Source organism: Chryseobacterium sp. KCF3-3, assembly GCF_045865955.1.
GTDB lineage: Bacteria > Bacteroidota > Bacteroidia > Flavobacteriales > Weeksellaceae > Chryseobacterium.
Genome location: NZ_AP035792.1, coordinates 1,797,531 through 1,813,790 on the forward strand (window position 1 = coordinate 1,797,531; position 16,260 = coordinate 1,813,790).

Here is a 16,260-nt window from a genome sequence, read left to right on the forward strand (position 1 = left end):
GAAAACATTGATTTTTGCTTCTTCAAAAACTTTTTCCTGCGAAAGACTGATGTGTAATGATCACATTCTGTTTCAGTCAGAAAATCTTCAATCAGAAATATCTGTGGGTGTAATTCTATTTTTTCCATAATTAATATTTTGTGCCTGGTTTGTGTTTTTACCTTCTTAATTCATCTCTTACCTCCATCAAAGCAAATCCTAAAAGGTTTTCTCCGTTCCATAATAGAGGGTTTTCAGCTCTGTTATCGGTTTCCAGCATCCCGATTCCCCAGATTCTATCATAAGGACTTGCCTCCACTAAAACTTTGTCTCCGGTTGATAAAAGGAAGTCTTTAAATTTCTGATTTTGAGAGAATTTCAAAAGATTTCCCTGAGTTACTATCTGATATTTATGTTCATCCCAAAGTTTCGGATCAAAGTCTTTCACTTTTCGTCCAAGCGCTTTTGCCTGATTAGGAGTAGTCGCTTTTAAGATTTCCTTTTCCATTTCAGCATCATTAAATAATCTTGCTTTTCCAGCCATCATATAATGTTCTGCTGTTTTATAAACTATCCCGTTCTCTTCAAAACTTCCTGGAAACCATTGGCTGAAACATGATTTGGTAACGATATCTTTTGCTGTATGTCCCCAGAAAAAGAAGAACTTTATCTTTTCTTTCTTCTGAAAACTTTCTGTAATATTTTGTAAGGTGTATTTCATGATTGCGTTATTTTGACACAAATTTAAAACAATATCAGTCTTTGCAGCAAATTTATTTGTGTTAATTTCACACTAATAAATGTAATCAATTGATTTACAGTGACAAAAATTTAATTTTGAAAAACACGAATAACACAAATTTTAATCACAAATGACACAAATTTGATGCGTTTAGGCTAAAGCTAATTGAATTAAATGATAAAAAAACGGGCTCCCTTCGACTAAACTCAGGATTATAGCCCGTTCCTATTGAAAGTATTTTAATGAGTTTATTAGAATATGTTTCTTACGCTCCACATTATTTGTGAACATAAGTGACAAAATATTAGTGACTATTCGTGCAAAACATTCGTGAAATTAGTGTTTACACATCTTATTTGATTTCAAAATAAAAGCCCTGCTCTTCCAGCTCTTTATATTTTTCTTTATTAAAAGTAAAAAGTTTTCCAGGTCTGCCACTGCCTTCTTTTTTTACGTTGTTGGTTTCATTAAGCAGTCCGTAGCTCATGATTTTTTTACGGAAATTTCTTCTGTCAATTTCCTGTCCGACAATTGTTTTATAGAGGTTTTCAAGGTCTGAAAAAGGGAATTCTTCATTGAGAAGATTGAAGCCGATTGGCTGGTATTGAATTTTTGTACGAAGTCTTTTTAGAGCAGTCTCAATGATTGTTTTATGATCAAAGGCCACTGAAGGAAGTTTATTGATACTGAACCATTGTGCATCTTCCGCATCCGAATCAGCAAACAGCTCATGATAAGAAGGGTTTACAAGCCCTAAATAAGCCACAGAAACCACTCTGTTTCTCGGATCACGACCCAGATTACCAAAAGTATACAATTGTTCTAAAAAATCGGGCTTTATGCCTGCTTCTTCATAGAGTTCTCTTTTTACCGCATCATCTACACTTTCATCATCCAGAACAAGTCCTCCCGGAAGTGCCCATCCTCCTTTAAAAGGTTCAATATTTCTTTTAATCAGAAGGATCTGAAGATCTTTTTTATCAAAATATCCGAAAATAACGGCATCTACAGCCACTTTTATATCCTGTAATTTTTTTGGAGACTCCATAAATTGATTTGCGTTACGAATACACAAAGCTACGATTTATGCCTGTATTAAAAAATAATTTCCGTTATAATAAAAGTTCTTATCTTTAAGTTATCTTTCTAACCATCTTAAAACTAAATTATTATGAAAAATTTATTAACAATTCTTTCTGCAGTTTTATTATTAATAGCTTGTGAGAAAGGAAAAACAACAGCTGCCACTGGTTCTGACAAAACAGATTCAGCATCTACCTCTGAATGGAAACCTGTAGATTCAGCAACCGCCATGAAAGACTGGATGGCGTACTCAACTCCGGGAGAAATGCAAAAAATGCTTGCAAAATCTGATGGAACCTGGAACGGAGAAACTTCCATGTGGATGGAAAACGGGGCAAAACCGATGATGAGTAAATCCGAGGCTACCAATAAAATGATGTTTGGCGGACGTTATCAAATGACTAATCACAAAGGTGACTTTATGGGAATGCCTTTTGAGGGGATGAGCATTGTAGGATATGACAACTCAAAGAAGAAGTTTGTCAGTACTTGGATTGACAATATGGGAACCGGAATCATGCATAGTGAAGGAGACTGGAATCCTTCCACAAAATCGGTTGAATTTAAAGGAAAAATGACAGATCCTTCAAGACCTGGAAAGGACTGTGATTTCAGAGAAGTATTCACCTTTGTAGATGACAATAATCAAAAGCTGGAAATGTATGGCCCTGATTCCAAAACAGGGAAAGAGTACAAAACAATGGAAATAAAGTATACCCGTAAAAAATAAATCAATAAGAAAACCGCTTCGTTGGAAGCGGTTTTTGTTTTATAAATTATTTCTTAAAAGGTTTGACACTATCCCGTAAAGTGTGTAAGTTAAAAAGTCAGGGCTTAGATTTTATAATCTGAGCCTTTTCTCAAAAATAAGCATAAATTGGTTGAGGACAATACCCCAATTCTGTATAGGCATTGTCCATTTTTTAGTAGCTTCTTTTAATGCCAAATAAACTGATTTCATTACAGCATCATCAGTAGGAAAAGACATTTTATTTTTGGTGTATTTTCTGATTTTGCCGTTGAGATTTTCAATTAAATTTGTGGTGTAAATGATTTTTCGTATCTCGAGAGGAAATTCAAAAAATACAGTGAGTTCATCCCAATTGTTTCGCCAGGATTGTATAGCATAAGAATATTTGCTTTCCCATTTATCTGCAAAATCATTGAGAGCTGCTTGAGCCGCTTGTTTTGTTGGAGCGGTGTAAATATGCTTCATATCGGCAGAAAATTCTTTTCTGTCCCTCCAGACCACATATTTGCAGGCATTTCTTATTTGATGGACAACGCAAATTTGGGTTTGAGATTCAGGAAAGACGGAACGGATTGTTTGGGTAAATCCGTTTAAGTTATCGGTAGCAGTGATGAGAATATCCTCCACACCACGGGCTTTTAAATCCGTGAGAACACTCATCCAGAAGGCTGAACTTTCATTTTTTCCAAGCCACATTCCCAAGACCTCCTTTCTCCCGTCACGGTTTAATCCAACAGCCAGATAAACGGTTTTATTAATGACTTTGGAATTTTCCCTTACCTTGAAAACAATCCCATCCATCCAGACAATGAGATACAAATCTTCAAGCGGGCGGTTCTGCCAGCTAACAACTTCACTGGCAACCGCATTGGTGATTCGTGAGATGGTAGAGGTAGAAACATCAAAATCATACATTTCTTTAATTTGTTCTTCTATATCACTCACACTCATTCCCTTAGCATAAAATGATATGATAATATTCTCCAAACCATCGATAATATTATGTCTCTTTGGAACCAATGCTGGTTCAAAACTACCTCCTCTATCTCTGGGAACTTTAATTTCAGATTCGCCAAATGAGGATTTTATCTTTTTAGTCCCGTGACCGTTACGGTAATTTCCAGTGGCAGATTTCTGATGTTTATCATTATCCAAATGAGAGTCCAATTCTGCATCAAGCATATGCTCTATAGCTCGCTTGTGCATTTCTTTGAAGAAAGAAGTTAAGTCTTCTCCATTTTTAAAGGACTTGTAAAAATCCTTGTTGTTTAATAATTCTTCTTTGTCCATCATAACTATGTAATGGTTAAAAATAATAAAAAGTTATTTCCGTAAAATTTTTTGAGCTATAAGGGCTCAAAATTTTCCAGAATAACTTTTTAACTTACACAGTTAGTGAGATACTACCAAAGGTTTTTTAGTCTGCTTTAAAACATTCTTTTCATCACCATCTAATTTTCTTTGTAATTTTTTCACATCCTCTGCCGGAGGTAAATCTTCAGGGACTATTCCTCTGTTTGTCAACATATTTCTAACAGCAACATTATTATCTATATGCTCTTCTTCAATATTTAATTGCCCTTTTAAGTTTTTATTTTGAACATTCAAACCTGTCATTTCAGCTGCCAGATCTTTAGCTTTAATACTAATTGTAGGTAAAAAATCTGCTACTGGTCTGCTTTCAGGAACTTTCATTTTTTTCTTTAACATGTTTGTATTTAAACGAAAAAGCGCTTGATCTCCTTTACTTCTTATCACAGCAAATCCCTGGCTATCAACCCCTCTTTCATATAAAATTCCTGAAAGTTGTTTTTCAGTCTGACTTAATTTTTCGCGAGCTTTGATTCTTTCATATTCTAACAACCTCTGTTCCACCAATTCCGCTCTCCTGGTTTGAACAGCAAAATAGTTCTGGGCGAAAGATATTTCCTGTTTTCTACTATCGCCGTTTTGTGCGATTAAGTAACAGCCATATCTTGTTAGTAAAATATCATCTATTTCTTTCTCCGCTCCTTTAGGCATTTGTATCGTTTTCCTGACATCAGGAAAATGATACTCAATTAACTCTCCAACGTTTTTACAAGCATCTTTGGCCTTTATAATTACTTTTTCAAAGTTTTCCCATTTACTATATCCCAATAATATTTGTAAATCTCTTGCACTCCAACACTCTATTCCCTCTAGTTCAGAGGCTGCTTCTTCAAATTTATAGAATAAATCTTTTATTTCTTCTGATTTCATTTAATAATGTGTTTTTATAAATGTACAAAAAAAACCGCTTCTGATGAAGCGGTTTTTATTTTATAATAGATTAATAATTAATCATTTAACTTTAGTACAGCCATGAACGCTGATTGTGGTACTTCTACTCTACCAATCTGCTTCATTTTCTTTTTACCTTCTTTCTGCTTTTCCAATAGTTTACGTTTTCTGGAAATATCTCCACCGTAACATTTTGCGGTAACGTCTTTTCTTAAAGCTTTAATCGTTTCTCTTGCGATTACTTTCGTCCCTAATGCAGCCTGAACAGCAATATCAAACTGTTGTCTCGGGATCAGTTCACGAAGCTTTTCACACATTCTTTTACCGATGTAATAAGCATTAGAATCGTGAATCAATGAAGATAAAGCATCTACCATATCACCATTGATCAGGATATCCATTTTTACAAGCTTTGAAGCTCTGAATCCGATTGGATGATAATCGAATGAAGCATATCCTTTAGAGATAGATTTTAATCTGTCATAGAAGTCGAATACAACCTCAGCAAGCGGCATATTAAAAATTAACTCTACTCTTTCTGATGTCAGATAACTCTGGTTAACGATTTCTCCTCTTTTTTCGATACATAAAGTCATTACAGCTCCTACGAAGTCGGATTTTGTAATGATAGAAGCCTTGATGAAAGGTTCTTCTACTCTGTCCATCGTTGAAGGATCCATCATTTCAGACGGGTTGTTGATCAAAATCGGAACTTCAGGTTCTTTTTTAGTATATCCAAAATAAGAAACGTTCGGTACCGTGGTGATTACGTTCATATTGAACTCTCTGTCAAGACGTTCCTGAACAATTTCCATGTGTAGCATTCCCAAGAATCCGCAACGGAAACCAAAACCAAGAGCTGCTGAACTTTCCGGCTCGAAAACCAGAGAAGCATCATTCAGTCTTAACTTTTCAAGAGAGAATCTTAATTCTTCAAAATCTTCAGAATCAATTGGGTAAATCCCGGCAAATACCATTGGTTTTACTTCCTCGAATCCATCAATTGGTCCATCAGCAGGATTTTCAAAAGAAGTGATGGTATCTCCTACTTTTACTTCACGGGCATCTTTAATACCCGATACAAGATATCCTACGTCACCACAATGGATTGTTTTCTTTGGAACCTGCTTTAGTTTTAATGTACCTACTTCATCAGCTCCATATTCTTTTCCTGTAGCAAAGAACTTAATCTTTTCATTTTTAGTGATGCTTCCGTTCACTACTTTGAAATAAGCTTCAATACCTCTGAACGGGTTGTATACAGAGTCAAAGATCAAAGCCTGAAGTGGTCCGTCAGGATCTCCTACCGGTGCAGGAATTCTTTCAACAATCTGCTCTAAAAGGTTATGAACACCTTCTCCTGTTTTTCCTGAAACTCTCAATACATCTTCATATTCGCATCCGATAAGGTTCATGATCTCATCGGTTACTTCTTCAGGGTTCGCAGACGGAAGGTCAATTTTATTTAGAATCGGAATGATCGTTAAATCATTTTCCAATGCAAGATACAGGTTACTAATGGTTTGAGCCTGAATACTCTGTGCAGCATCTACAATAAGAAGTGCACCTTCACAGGCAGCAATAGAACGGGAAACTTCATAAGAGAAGTCAACGTGTCCCGGGGTATCAATAAGGTTTAAAATATATTTTTCTCCTTTATACTCATAATCCATCTGAATAGCGTGTGATTTAATGGTAATCCCACGTTCTTTCTCCAAATCCATATCATCAAGCGTCTGAGACTGTAATTCTCTTTGGGTAACAGTATTCGTGTACTCCAATAGACGGTCTGCCAGGGTACTTTTACCATGGTCGATATGAGCGATTATGCAAAAATTTCGTATGTTTTTCATTTAAGAATCTTGTAGTTTGCAAAGATAAGAAAATGCAGGAGAATTTTTCATTCTTAATTCTTTCTTTTAACTGAAACACAGATAACAATAAGAAGAGAGGTAAAATTTTCCCTCTTTTTAAATATTATTTTGTTTTGCCAAAGTCTTCGGGTAATAGATAATTTCCAGTAAAAGGATCAAGATAAACTTTAGGTCCTGCAGTATTCTTTTTTTTACCTGATAAACTGACATCGATCACAGCACCAATAACACCACCAATCAAACCACCCGCAGCAGCACCAATTGTAACCCCGGTTGTAGCCGTTTCAGGAAATAATTCTGCTTTTGTTGCTTCTATAAAAACTCCATTATCATCTTTGAAAATCTCAGTGTAACCCACAGGAATATTTTTGTACGCGATGCCCTTATAGACAAAAGCATAGAAATGTCTTATTGCTGTTTTTTCATCTCCTTTTACAGCCTTTGTAACGATTCCTTTATCATTCGCCTGCAAAGTAAATCCTGGTTCAGGATTGTGGGTAAAAAAGCTGTAATAGTCTTTATAAGCCCCTTCTTTAAGTTCGTTTGCTTTTAGAATGCTCAGTTTTTCTTTTAATACAGAGGTATAATCAGAAAAATCATTTTCCGAAATGCTAAGTTCCCAAGGCGTCGCTTTATAAGAGTCCTTAAAAAGATCGGTAAGAATTAAAGTCACTTTTCTTGCCAGGCTTTGTGCCAGATAAGGTGTTGTACGGGATGAGACGGTTGCGATAGTGTCTATTCTATCCATAAAATGATATCCGTCTTCTTTCTTAATAAATGTACTTGCCTTTAATTCAAGCTTTCCGATAGAGTACTTTTCCTTCTTATCTTCTGAAATACTTAAATTTTCAAGCAAAAAAACCATATCATTATTTCCTCGTGTCGGATTGTACTTATAAAACCAATCCTGTATGTCTTTGCCTGCATTATTTTCGAAAACAACTTTCACTTCATCCTTATGATACATGACCATTCCGATTTCCTGATTGGATCTTTGATCTATCACCGTAAAACTTTTGATAGAGTTTTTGCTGTCTTTAATAGATTTTGAAAGATCAATTGTTTCTGTTTTCTGACCCCATAATACGATCGAAAACAATAAAAAGAAAAGTACTTTTTTCATAGATAAACTTTGTAGTAAAAATATTTTTTTTTGGTGTAAAATTAAACGGCTCTCACAGAAAAAATCTGTAAGAGCCGTCCAACATTAAAAAAATAAACTATTATGGGTTCTGTTTAGTTCCGGAAGCATTGTTATTATTTCCGTGAGGCTTTCTTTCATCCATTTTATCCTTCATCATCTTTTCGGATTGAAACAGTTTCAGAACTTTTTGGCAGGGAATTACCTGCTGCATTTTATCTGCATATTTTTTCCTGTTATCCAATAGCTTCTGCCCTACTTCAAAACTTTGCTGCAACTTAGCTTTCGCTTCGTCATCTGATAAAGTTTCGGGATCAAAATTGGAATTAAACTGACTTTTTATCTGCTTCTGGCTATCCAGATATTCGTTATACAATTGTGTAAATTCAGCTTTATCATCTGGATCGACATTCAGATTATCCATGATCATATTATTCCTGAATTTCTTCAGGAGATCTTTTCTTTCTTCCGGAGAAAGATTATTGATGACTTCTTTCCTTTGTTTAGGATCCATCTTTTTCCAATCATAATCTGTCCTTTGGGCGTTTAATCCAAAGCCATAAATAATCAAAAACGTCAATAATATCTTTTTCATTTTCTTTTAATTATAAATATCCAAATAAACGTCCTGAGTCGAATTACTTGCTAACTCTGCAATTTCAGAATTAGAAAACGAGTCCAGATATTCATTCATTCGTGTTTCTTCTTTTTTCTTTACAGTTTTCACCGGTTTAGGGCTCTCTGCTGTTTTTTTAGTTTCGCTTACACTTTTAGAAGCATAAACATTGTTATTTTTTTGATTTTCAACTGTTTGATTATTATTTTCAACAGAAGTTAAATCAGATTTTAAAGTTTCATAAGCCAGCTCGCTTTCTGTTTTGGGCTCTCCGTTATTGGCAACATAGGTTGTTTTAGAGTTCAGGATTTGTTCCGTGGAATTGTTATCTGAATTAAAAACATAAGTTGCTCCAAAAATCAAAGCCAGTGATGCAGCTGCTGCATACATCCAGTTCAGCTTAAAGACAGGTGCTTTTTTACTTGTCTTTATATCATTCATAACGCTCTCCTGAATACTTTCAAACATATTATCAGGAACTGTGTAAATGTTTTTACGCTCTAATTTTTCTATGTCGAACTCTTTCATCTTTGTTGGTCAAAAATTATTTTTCGTAATTTTCTTTAATATAATCTTCTATTTTCTGTTTGGCATAATGATAATTCGTTTTCAACGTCCCTACCGACATATCTACAATTTTTGATATTTCTTCGTAAGGTAAATCATCATAATACCGCATCATAAATACCAGTTTCTGCTTTTCGGGCAGACTCTGTATAGCGTTCTGCAGTAAAATCTGTATTTCTTCAGCATCACCTTCTGTATTATCTGCAACAAGATTCTGCATATGATACTCCGGATCCTCATCCGTTTTCTGCATTTTTTTCATTTTGTTAACCTGCTGTAACGCTTCGTTGGTAGCGATTCTGTACAACCAGGTATACAACTGGCTATCATTTTTGAACTGATGAAAATTCTGATATGCTTTAATAAAAGTTTCCTGCAAAGTATCCTGTGCAAGATCTCCGTCCACAATAATTCTTCTTATGTGCCAGTACAATCTGCTTTGATAGGCGTCCATCAAGGCACGAACCCCTTTATCCTGGGTCCGTGGATTCTGCATCAACGAAATTATTTCCGCGTCCTTAATCTTCATAAGATGCCTTCATTGTTTTGGATTACAAAAATAGCTGAAAGTTAAATTAAAAATTCAATTTTCAATGTAAATATTAAAAATAATATGAGACACTTACGCAATAAACGTGCCTATATTGAAGTACAGGATTTATGAAACCATCTTCCTTTCCCGGCTCAGCTTAAAATCTTATATTTGTTATATGCAAATTGTAATCATCGGTTCCGGGAATGTAGCCTATCATATGGCAAAAGCTTTCACTTTGAAAAGTATTCCTCTGGCCCAGATTTTTGGGAGGAACGAAAAAGAATTAGGTAAAATTTCTGAAGAATTAAATATTCCTTACTCTACAGATCATCTGGAAGAAGCAGATCTTTATATTCTTTGTGTAAGTGATCATTCTGTAGAAGAAGTCTCAAAAATTATTACAAAAAAAGACTGTTTGGTTGCCCACACCTCCGGATCTCTTCCAAAAGAAGTTCTGGCTGGTAAGTATAGAAAATCCAGCTTCTACCCTTTACAGACTTTTTCAAAATCCAAAGAACTGGAATATGAAAAAATTCCGTTTTTCATAGAGGCAGAAAATGAAAAAGATCAGAAAATATTGTTTGATCTTGCTTCAAAGATTTCGGAAAGAGTAATGGAAAGCAATCATGAAAAAAGAAAATATATTCACCTGACGGCTGTTTTTGCCTGCAATTTTGTGAATCATCTTTTTTCAAGAGCTAAAGAAATTTCAGATTCCCAGGATATTCCGTTTGATTATTTCCTGCCACTGATTGATGAAACGGTTCAGAAAATTCATGAAATTGAACCTAAACAGGCACAAACCGGTCCGGCAGTAAGAAATGATGTAAGGATTTTACAGCTGCACGAACAGTTATTAAAAGACGAAAGTCTTGAAATTTATAAAACAATGAATCATTCTATTCAGACAATGTATGAGCTATAAAGAGAAATTAAAAGATATTAAGGCATTTGTATTTGATGTTGACGGCGTTTTCACAGACGGAAGTGTTTATCTTCTTCCCGGAGGAAATATGTGCAGGGTAATGAACGTTCTGGACGGCTATGCGGTAGTTAAAGCTTTAAAAAACAATTATTTAATCGGTGTTATTACGGGTGGAAATGATGAAATGGTAAAGCACAGGATCAATTATCTGGGTATTCAGGATTACTATCCGAAGTCTCACAATAAAATAGATGATTTCGAAGACTTTAAGAAGAAATATAATCTTAAAAATGAAGAAATACTGACCATGGGTGATGATCTTCCGGATATTCATATCATGGAAAGTTCAGCCATTGCGGCATGTCCTGAAAATGCTGTTCCTGAAGTAAAAGGAATTTCCGATTATATTTCCCCTAAAAAAGGAGGAACGGGTGCAGTTCGTGATGTAATTGAACAGGTAATGAAAGTTCAGGGGAACTGGCATGACGATAATACTCAATCTGTATAAGTATCTGTATGAAATTACTTTTAGCATCACAATCCCCAAGGAGAAAAGAACTTCTTTCGAGTTTAGGCTTTGAATTTGAAGTCGTAAAAATAGACTGTGAGGAAATTATTCCGGAAAATATCAAAATAGAAGAAGCCGCAGCTTATCTTTCTGACTTAAAAGCTTCAGCTTTCAGAGATCTGGAAGCGGGTGAAGTACTTCTGACCGCCGATACGGTAGTCGCTATCGATAATCAGATCCTGGGAAAACCTAAAGATGAAGAAGACGCTTTTACCATGCTTCAAAGTCTTTCGGGAAGAACACATCAGGTCTACACGGGAATTACCATCAAAACAGCCAATAAGTCTTTTACAGAAACAGATGTAGCGGATGTTACTCTGGACAAACTTTCAGAGGAAGAAATAACCTATTACATTCAGAATTATAAGCCTTTTGATAAAGCCGGCAGTTATGGTGTTCAGGAATGGCTGGGAATGGCAAAGATCACAAGCCTTACAGGAAGTTATTATACCATTATGGGACTTCCTACCCATCTTGTTTATAAAATTCTGAAAGAATCTTCTCTTATTTAAAAGATTATCAGGTTCAAAACGCTCATTAAAGAAGAAATAAAATACTTCCTGAAGAAATATAAATATTATTCATTATAAAATTTTATTATTTTTACAAAATCATCAAACTGCTGATAATAAAAAGCAGATTAGCGAGTTATATTGAATAATGAAAAAGAATATATTATTCCTTTTAGTCATATGTCTAGTTGCTTCATGTGCTACCAAAACAAAAAAGCCGGAGCAGCGTTCAAGAGTATTGAAAGGATTTTCCACATATTATAACACATTATTTAATGCAAAAGATGCATTAAACAGTGAGTTTACCACCAGAGACAAAGGGCATAAGGACAACTTTTATGCTCCTTATATTCCTATTCTGACTTACGAAGAACAGCCTTTGGGAAGTGATCTTGGACAGACTGAGGCTTTTGCCGAAAATTCTATGAAGATGGCTGAAGTAGCCAACAGACCTTCGGGAAGAGGTAATTCAGGAGTTCCGAATATCCCTGGAGGACCTCCGGGAGGCGGGCCTTCAAGACCTGACGGGGAACAGTCTAAAGGAGCTACTACGCTGGAAATTGCAGAAGCAAAAGCTTTAAAAGCTATTAATAAATATTCTGTAACCAGAAATGGTGAAGAGAAAAATAAACAGATTTTTGATGCCTACATGATCCTTGCCCAGGCAAGAATTTATCGGGGCAAATCTCTTGAGGCACTTGACGCTCTGAATTATGTTTTCACCCGTATGAAAGATGATAAAAGGATTGCACTCGCAAGAATTTATCAAGGGCTTGCGTATGATAAAATCAAAGATTATCACAGGGCACATGAAACTTTTGCCAAACTGAAAAGTGAAGATATCAGTAAAAGCTATGCAAAGCTTCTGAGTATTTATTATTCTGAATCTTTGCTTGATGCCGGGAAGAAAGAAGAGGCCGCCAAAGAACTTGATAATGCTTTTGAACTGAACAGCAACAGAAAACTGAAGAGTAGAATCGCTTATCTGAGAGGTCAGGTTCTGGAAAATCTGAACCAGAATGATAAAGCAAGAGAAAGCTATGCTGCAGCGTATAAATATGCCAGTGATTTCGAATTTGAAGTAAAATCTCAGGTTGCCATCGCCAAAACTTTTAACGGTAAAGGTGACTATGCCGGAGCAAAAAATTATCTGGAAGGAATCAGTAAAAAAGGAATGTATGGCTCCAGAAAAAATGAATTTTACTATGCTTTAGGGTTAATGGCCAATAAAGCTGGTAAAAAGGATGAAGCTCAGCAATTCTTCAGAAAATCCCTTTTTGAAAAGGTTTCTGATCCTCAGATCCGTGGATTGGCTTATTATGAAATAGGAAAAAGCTACCTTGACAAAAATGATTATATCGGAGCTGGAAGTTATTATGATTCTGCGCTTGCTGTAATGACCTATGAACCTTCAAAGATCTTATTAAAGGATCAATCCGAATACATCAAAAAGATTTCCAAAAACTATTATCTTATTAAAAAGAATGACAGTATTCTTTCTCTGGCAAAGATGAATGATGGCCAGAAAACAGATTATTTCACAAAATATATTGCCAAACTAAAGATTAAAGAAGAGAAAGAAGAACAGGAAAGAAGACGTGCAGAAAGAAGTAAAGGTTTTGATACCGGAGATTATAGTGCCAACTCTATCTTTGCCAACAGCTCTAATTCTTTTGAGGACTTCGGAATCACGACAAAAGGATTTTATTTCAGCAATTCAGGAACGGTAAGCAAAGGTACCTCTTCATTTAAGCAAATCTGGGGAGACCGTGCTCTTGCTGATAACTGGCGTTCTTCTAAGAAAATGGCCTCTATTGAAGATATGAAAAATGAAGCGTTAGGAGTAACTTCAGCGCCCAATCCAAGACGTTTTGAGCCTGCGTTCTATATTGAACAGATTCCTACAGATCAGGGAAAATTATCTCAGTTAAAAAAAGACAGAGATACCGCTTCTTTAGGTTTGGGAATTATGTATCAGAATTATTTTACCAATACTCCACTGGCTACGAAAACGCTTTATGACCTTGTAGATGTAAAACCGGAAGAAAAAGTAATGCTACAGGCACTGTATGAGATTTTTGCTATGAATTATGAGAAAAATCCCCAGGCTTCTGAAAGAGCAAAACAAATTCTCTTAGCTGATTATCCTTATACTTCTTACGCTGAATTTGCCAGAAATCCTAAGAACAAGTCATTTGTAAAATCAACTGAAGAAGTTGAAAACGAATACAAAAAGGCGTATGCGTTATTTGAATCAGAAAAATTTGTGGAAAGTAAAGATATTATAGATCAGACGATTCAAAAGTTTCCGAAAGATGCACTGGTTCCTAAACTGTATTTATTAAATGCTTTCAATGCAGGAAAATCAAGTGGGAAGGAAGTTATGATTCTGCAGTTGGAACAGATTGCCCTGAATTATTCCAAAACACCTGAAGGGATAAGAGCTAAAGAAATGCTGAATTATCTGAAAAGTGACCTTAGCTTCCAGGCAACGGACAATAAAGGAAATAATATTCCTCAACAACCATCAGGAGCGCCTGTACAACCTAACACCCAAAATACGGGAGTTCCACAAATGAACAGTGGAAAAGTACAGAAGCTGGATAATATAAATACAGTTCAACAGGCAAGTCCGGGTCAACCACAAAATCCTAAAAAACCTAATGAGACAAAATCAGGATCGAAGATCCCGCCAAGACCTCAATAAAATAAAAAAGCGAAGATTTATTCTTCGCTTTTCTTTTTCTTTACTCCATGGAAATCTTTGAGATAAAAAGGCTCAAAATAAGCCATATCTTCAAATTCTTTGTTTTGTATTTTCTCCAGAGTCTTTCTGATGAGATATTGTGCAGAAGGATAAACATCTTCTTTAAAAACAGCATCAGGGAGATTCAGAATCTCTTTTGCTTTTTTAGCACCATCCCCTACAAACAGAACTTTTTTATCTTTAAATTCTTCAAAAGAAGTTTCATCTAAAATCTTAGCTTCGGTCTTGGATAACTCCTCCCCTGTTTTACCGTCATAAACGGCCGTATAAACCTCCATTCTCCTTGCGTCGATCAAAGGTATTATAAAATCGTAGTTATCGCCTAAAAAAGGCTCTATCATACTTTCAAGAGAATTCACTGCTATCAAAGGAACTTTGAGTCCATAACAAAACCCTTTTGCTGAGGCTGCTCCGATTCTTAAGCCGGTATAAGATCCGGGCCCTTTTCCTAAAGAAACGGCTTCAATATCTTTAAGCGAAATTCCCGCTCCTTCCAATGCCCATTCAACATAGGTGTGAAGACTTTCGGATTGTTTATAGTTTTCAGAAACTTCTTCGCAAAGGCATAATAGCTTCTCATCGTCTGATATGGCTACTGAACAGTTCTTGGATGATGTTTCTAGATATAGAATTTTCATTTTTTTGTTTTAAGCTAAACAGCAATATTGCAAAAGCAAAATCGCATTTAATTTTCTGCAAATTTACTCCATTATTTTGAACTATTTTCTATAAATCGTTCTTGGTTCAGCCTGAGCACTTGGATAGATGGTCATATCTGAAATGGTAACGTGTTTCGGTGCGTTCACACAGTAAGCAATAGCATCAGCAATATCTTCTGCCTTCAAAGGTTCATAACCTGCATATACAGTTGAAGCCTTCTCACTGTCACCTTTGAATCTTATCAAAGAGAAATCTGTTTCTACAGCACCGGGCTGAATGTTGGTCACTTTGATTCCAAATTCAGTAAGTTCCAGTCTCATTCCTTCTGAAATAACGTCTACTGCTTTCTTCGTTGCACAGTACACTACTCCATTCGCATAAGTTTGTCTTGCTGCGACAGAACTGATATTTACAATATGACCTAAATTTTTAGTTTTCATAATTGGAATAATCATTTTGGAAACATAGAGTAATCCCTTTACATTTCCGTCAATCATAGAATCCCAGTCATTGGTCTTACCTGCTGATAGAGGATCTAATCCGTGAGCATTACCTGCGTTATTAATCAGAACATCAATCTCTTTCCAATTTTCAGGAAGAGAATTAATAGCGGTTTCAACTTCTTCGAGATTCCTTACATCAAACATTAAACTAAATATTTCGGTAAATTCAGAAAGTTCTGTTTTCACAGCTTCCAGCACTTCACTTCTCCTTCCACAAATAATAATTCTGTTTCCTTGTTTTGCAAGAAGCTCTGCAGTGGCTTTACCTATGCCAGAAGTGGCTCCGGTGATCAATATTGTCTTCATAAAATTGGTTGTTACATGTCTGAATGCACTCCTCTATCAATGTCATGATTCTGTTACATTCAAACATTGTTGTATTGATTTATTAATTTGCATCAAAGGCCTGAAAAGCATCTTTGATATGGTCTATGATTAAGTCTTTATTATCATCGGGAAGAACGGAGATAATATCAAATCTGACTTCCTGATCTTTATTAAATTCCTCCATATAATGATCGGCTGCAGAAACAATAGATTTTATCTTTGTTTTTGTGACAGCTTCCTGAGGGAGCATAAAGGCATCGGTAGATCTTGCTTTCACTTCCACGATAATAATCTGGTTATCTTTTTCAGCAATGATATCAATTTCGTTTTGTTTAAAACGAAAGTTTCTGGCCTTGATTTTATAACCATTTTTCTGAAGATAATCAGCAGCGAGATTTTCTGCTATTTTTCCAAAATCATTATGATGAGCCATAGTATGTATTTAAGA

The 16,260-nt window shown here is 35.4% G+C and carries 17 protein-coding genes; 5 read left to right on the plus strand and 12 right to left on the minus strand.

The features are described 5' to 3' along the window. Positions 1-157: 157 nt before the first annotated feature. Positions 158-700, minus strand: coding sequence for an NADAR family protein (locus ACKTTZ_RS08015; RefSeq protein WP_034694002.1), 543 nt, complete (start codon positions 698-700; stop codon positions 158-160). A gap of 373 nt (positions 701-1,073) precedes the next feature. Further along, complete coding sequence (locus tag ACKTTZ_RS08020) at positions 1,074-1,769, minus strand: NrtR DNA-binding winged helix domain-containing protein (RefSeq protein WP_034694004.1); 696 nt, start codon at positions 1,767-1,769, stop codon at positions 1,074-1,076. A 123-nt stretch (positions 1,770-1,892) separates the two neighbouring features. On the opposite strand from ACKTTZ_RS08020, the gene ACKTTZ_RS08025 reads away from it, so the two are divergent. Then, the gene (locus ACKTTZ_RS08025; RefSeq protein WP_407848250.1) at positions 1,893-2,534 is read left to right on the plus strand and encodes a DUF1579 domain-containing protein; all 642 of its coding nucleotides are present in this window, start codon (positions 1,893-1,895) and stop codon (positions 2,532-2,534) included. Between the two features lie 111 nt (positions 2,535-2,645). On the opposite strand, the gene ACKTTZ_RS08030 is transcribed toward ACKTTZ_RS08025, so the two are convergent. The 7 genes from ACKTTZ_RS08030 to ACKTTZ_RS08060 form a co-directional block, all read right to left on the minus strand. Further along, entirely contained in the window at positions 2,646-3,848 is a 1,203-nt protein-coding gene (locus tag ACKTTZ_RS08030) for an IS256 family transposase (protein WP_407846215.1), read from the minus strand. A 99-nt stretch (positions 3,849-3,947) separates the two neighbouring features. Further along, positions 3,948-4,796: a DNA damage-inducible protein D gene (dinD, locus tag ACKTTZ_RS08035; protein ID WP_407848252.1), complete on the minus strand. Its 849-nt coding sequence runs from the start codon at positions 4,794-4,796 to the stop codon at positions 3,948-3,950. Between the two features lie 77 nt (positions 4,797-4,873). Then, on the minus strand, positions 4,874-6,670 hold the full coding sequence (gene lepA / locus ACKTTZ_RS08040; RefSeq protein ID WP_407848254.1) for a translation elongation factor 4: 1,797 nt from the start codon (positions 6,668-6,670) through the stop codon (positions 4,874-4,876). A gap of 124 nt (positions 6,671-6,794) precedes the next feature. After that, positions 6,795-7,814 (minus strand): hypothetical protein, encoded by a 1,020-nt coding sequence (locus ACKTTZ_RS08045; RefSeq protein WP_253317094.1) that lies wholly within the window; start codon positions 7,812-7,814, stop codon positions 6,795-6,797. Positions 7,815-7,914: 100 nt separating this feature from the next. Beyond that, positions 7,915-8,427 (minus strand): hypothetical protein, encoded by a 513-nt coding sequence (locus ACKTTZ_RS08050; RefSeq protein WP_034694012.1) that lies wholly within the window; start codon positions 8,425-8,427, stop codon positions 7,915-7,917. Positions 8,428-8,433: 6 nt separating this feature from the next. Then, complete coding sequence (locus ACKTTZ_RS08055; RefSeq protein WP_034694013.1) at positions 8,434-8,976, minus strand: hypothetical protein; 543 nt, start codon at positions 8,974-8,976, stop codon at positions 8,434-8,436. A gap of 16 nt (positions 8,977-8,992) precedes the next feature. Further along, a complete protein-coding gene (locus tag ACKTTZ_RS08060; RefSeq protein WP_034694015.1) occupies positions 8,993-9,544 on the minus strand; it encodes an RNA polymerase sigma factor in 552 nt (183 codons plus the stop codon). Between the two features lie 181 nt (positions 9,545-9,725). On the opposite strand from ACKTTZ_RS08060, the gene ACKTTZ_RS08065 reads away from it, so the two are divergent. From ACKTTZ_RS08065 to ACKTTZ_RS08080, 4 genes are all read left to right on the plus strand, one after another. Next, a complete protein-coding gene (locus ACKTTZ_RS08065) occupies positions 9,726-10,475 on the plus strand; it encodes a Rossmann-like and DUF2520 domain-containing protein (RefSeq protein ID WP_407848258.1) in 750 nt (249 codons plus the stop codon). Beyond that, entirely contained in the window at positions 10,465-10,983 is a 519-nt protein-coding gene (locus ACKTTZ_RS08070; protein WP_034694018.1) for an HAD family hydrolase, read from the plus strand. The genes ACKTTZ_RS08065 and ACKTTZ_RS08070 overlap by 11 nt, the downstream gene beginning before the upstream one ends. A gap of 8 nt (positions 10,984-10,991) precedes the next feature. Further along, complete coding sequence (locus ACKTTZ_RS08075; RefSeq protein ID WP_407848260.1) at positions 10,992-11,555, plus strand: Maf family protein; 564 nt, start codon at positions 10,992-10,994, stop codon at positions 11,553-11,555. A 148-nt stretch (positions 11,556-11,703) separates the two neighbouring features. Continuing rightward, positions 11,704-14,262 carry a tetratricopeptide repeat protein gene (locus tag ACKTTZ_RS08080; protein ID WP_407848262.1) on the plus strand — a complete coding sequence of 853 codons (2,559 nt, stop codon included), beginning with the start codon at positions 11,704-11,706 and terminating at the stop codon, positions 14,260-14,262. A 17-nt stretch (positions 14,263-14,279) separates the two neighbouring features. On the opposite strand, the gene tsaB is transcribed toward ACKTTZ_RS08080, so the two are convergent. The 3 genes from tsaB to ACKTTZ_RS08095 form a co-directional block, all read right to left on the minus strand. Further along, a complete protein-coding gene (gene tsaB / locus ACKTTZ_RS08085) occupies positions 14,280-14,960 on the minus strand; it encodes a tRNA (adenosine(37)-N6)-threonylcarbamoyltransferase complex dimerization subunit type 1 TsaB (protein ID WP_034694025.1) in 681 nt (226 codons plus the stop codon). 81 nt (positions 14,961-15,041) lie between these two features. Beyond that, positions 15,042-15,791, minus strand: coding sequence for an SDR family NAD(P)-dependent oxidoreductase (locus ACKTTZ_RS08090; protein ID WP_034694026.1), 750 nt, complete (start codon positions 15,789-15,791; stop codon positions 15,042-15,044). 82 nt (positions 15,792-15,873) lie between these two features. Next, positions 15,874-16,245, minus strand: a complete 372-nt coding sequence (locus ACKTTZ_RS08095) for a YraN family protein (protein ID WP_253317090.1) — start codon at positions 16,243-16,245, stop codon at positions 15,874-15,876. Positions 16,246-16,260: the final 15 nt, after the last annotated feature.

Bases quoted from the DNA above. Each gene is read 5' to 3' on its own strand.
- ACKTTZ_RS08015 (WP_034694002.1), bottom strand. From the start codon at position 700: ATGAAATACACCTTACAAAATATTACAGAAAGTTTTCAGAAGAAAGAA.
- ACKTTZ_RS08020 (WP_034694004.1), bottom strand. From the start codon at position 1,769: ATGGAGTCTCCAAAAAAATTACAGGATATAAAAGTGGCTGTAGATGCC.
- ACKTTZ_RS08025 (WP_407848250.1), top strand. From the start codon at position 1,893: ATGAAAAATTTATTAACAATTCTTTCTGCAGTTTTATTATTAATAGCT.
- ACKTTZ_RS08030 (WP_407846215.1), bottom strand. From the start codon at position 3,848: ATGATGGACAAAGAAGAATTATTAAACAACAAGGATTTTTACAAGTCC.
- dinD (WP_407848252.1), bottom strand. From the start codon at position 4,796: ATGAAATCAGAAGAAATAAAAGATTTATTCTATAAATTTGAAGAAGCA.
- lepA (WP_407848254.1), bottom strand. From the start codon at position 6,670: ATGAAAAACATACGAAATTTTTGCATAATCGCTCATATCGACCATGGT.
- ACKTTZ_RS08045 (WP_253317094.1), bottom strand. From the start codon at position 7,814: ATGAAAAAAGTACTTTTCTTTTTATTGTTTTCGATCGTATTATGGGGT.
- ACKTTZ_RS08050 (WP_034694012.1), bottom strand. From the start codon at position 8,427: ATGAAAAAGATATTATTGACGTTTTTGATTATTTATGGCTTTGGATTA.
- ACKTTZ_RS08055 (WP_034694013.1), bottom strand. From the start codon at position 8,976: ATGAAAGAGTTCGACATAGAAAAATTAGAGCGTAAAAACATTTACACA.
- ACKTTZ_RS08060 (WP_034694015.1), bottom strand. From the start codon at position 9,544: ATGAAGATTAAGGACGCGGAAATAATTTCGTTGATGCAGAATCCACGG.
- ACKTTZ_RS08065 (WP_407848258.1), top strand. From the start codon at position 9,726: ATGCAAATTGTAATCATCGGTTCCGGGAATGTAGCCTATCATATGGCA.
- ACKTTZ_RS08070 (WP_034694018.1), top strand. From the start codon at position 10,465: ATGAGCTATAAAGAGAAATTAAAAGATATTAAGGCATTTGTATTTGAT.
- ACKTTZ_RS08075 (WP_407848260.1), top strand. From the start codon at position 10,992: ATGAAATTACTTTTAGCATCACAATCCCCAAGGAGAAAAGAACTTCTT.
- ACKTTZ_RS08080 (WP_407848262.1), top strand. From the start codon at position 11,704: ATGAAAAAGAATATATTATTCCTTTTAGTCATATGTCTAGTTGCTTCA.
- tsaB (WP_034694025.1), bottom strand. From the start codon at position 14,960: ATGAAAATTCTATATCTAGAAACATCATCCAAGAACTGTTCAGTAGCC.
- ACKTTZ_RS08090 (WP_034694026.1), bottom strand. From the start codon at position 15,791: ATGAAGACAATATTGATCACCGGAGCCACTTCTGGCATAGGTAAAGCC.
- ACKTTZ_RS08095 (WP_253317090.1), bottom strand. From the start codon at position 16,245: ATGGCTCATCATAATGATTTTGGAAAAATAGCAGAAAATCTCGCTGCT.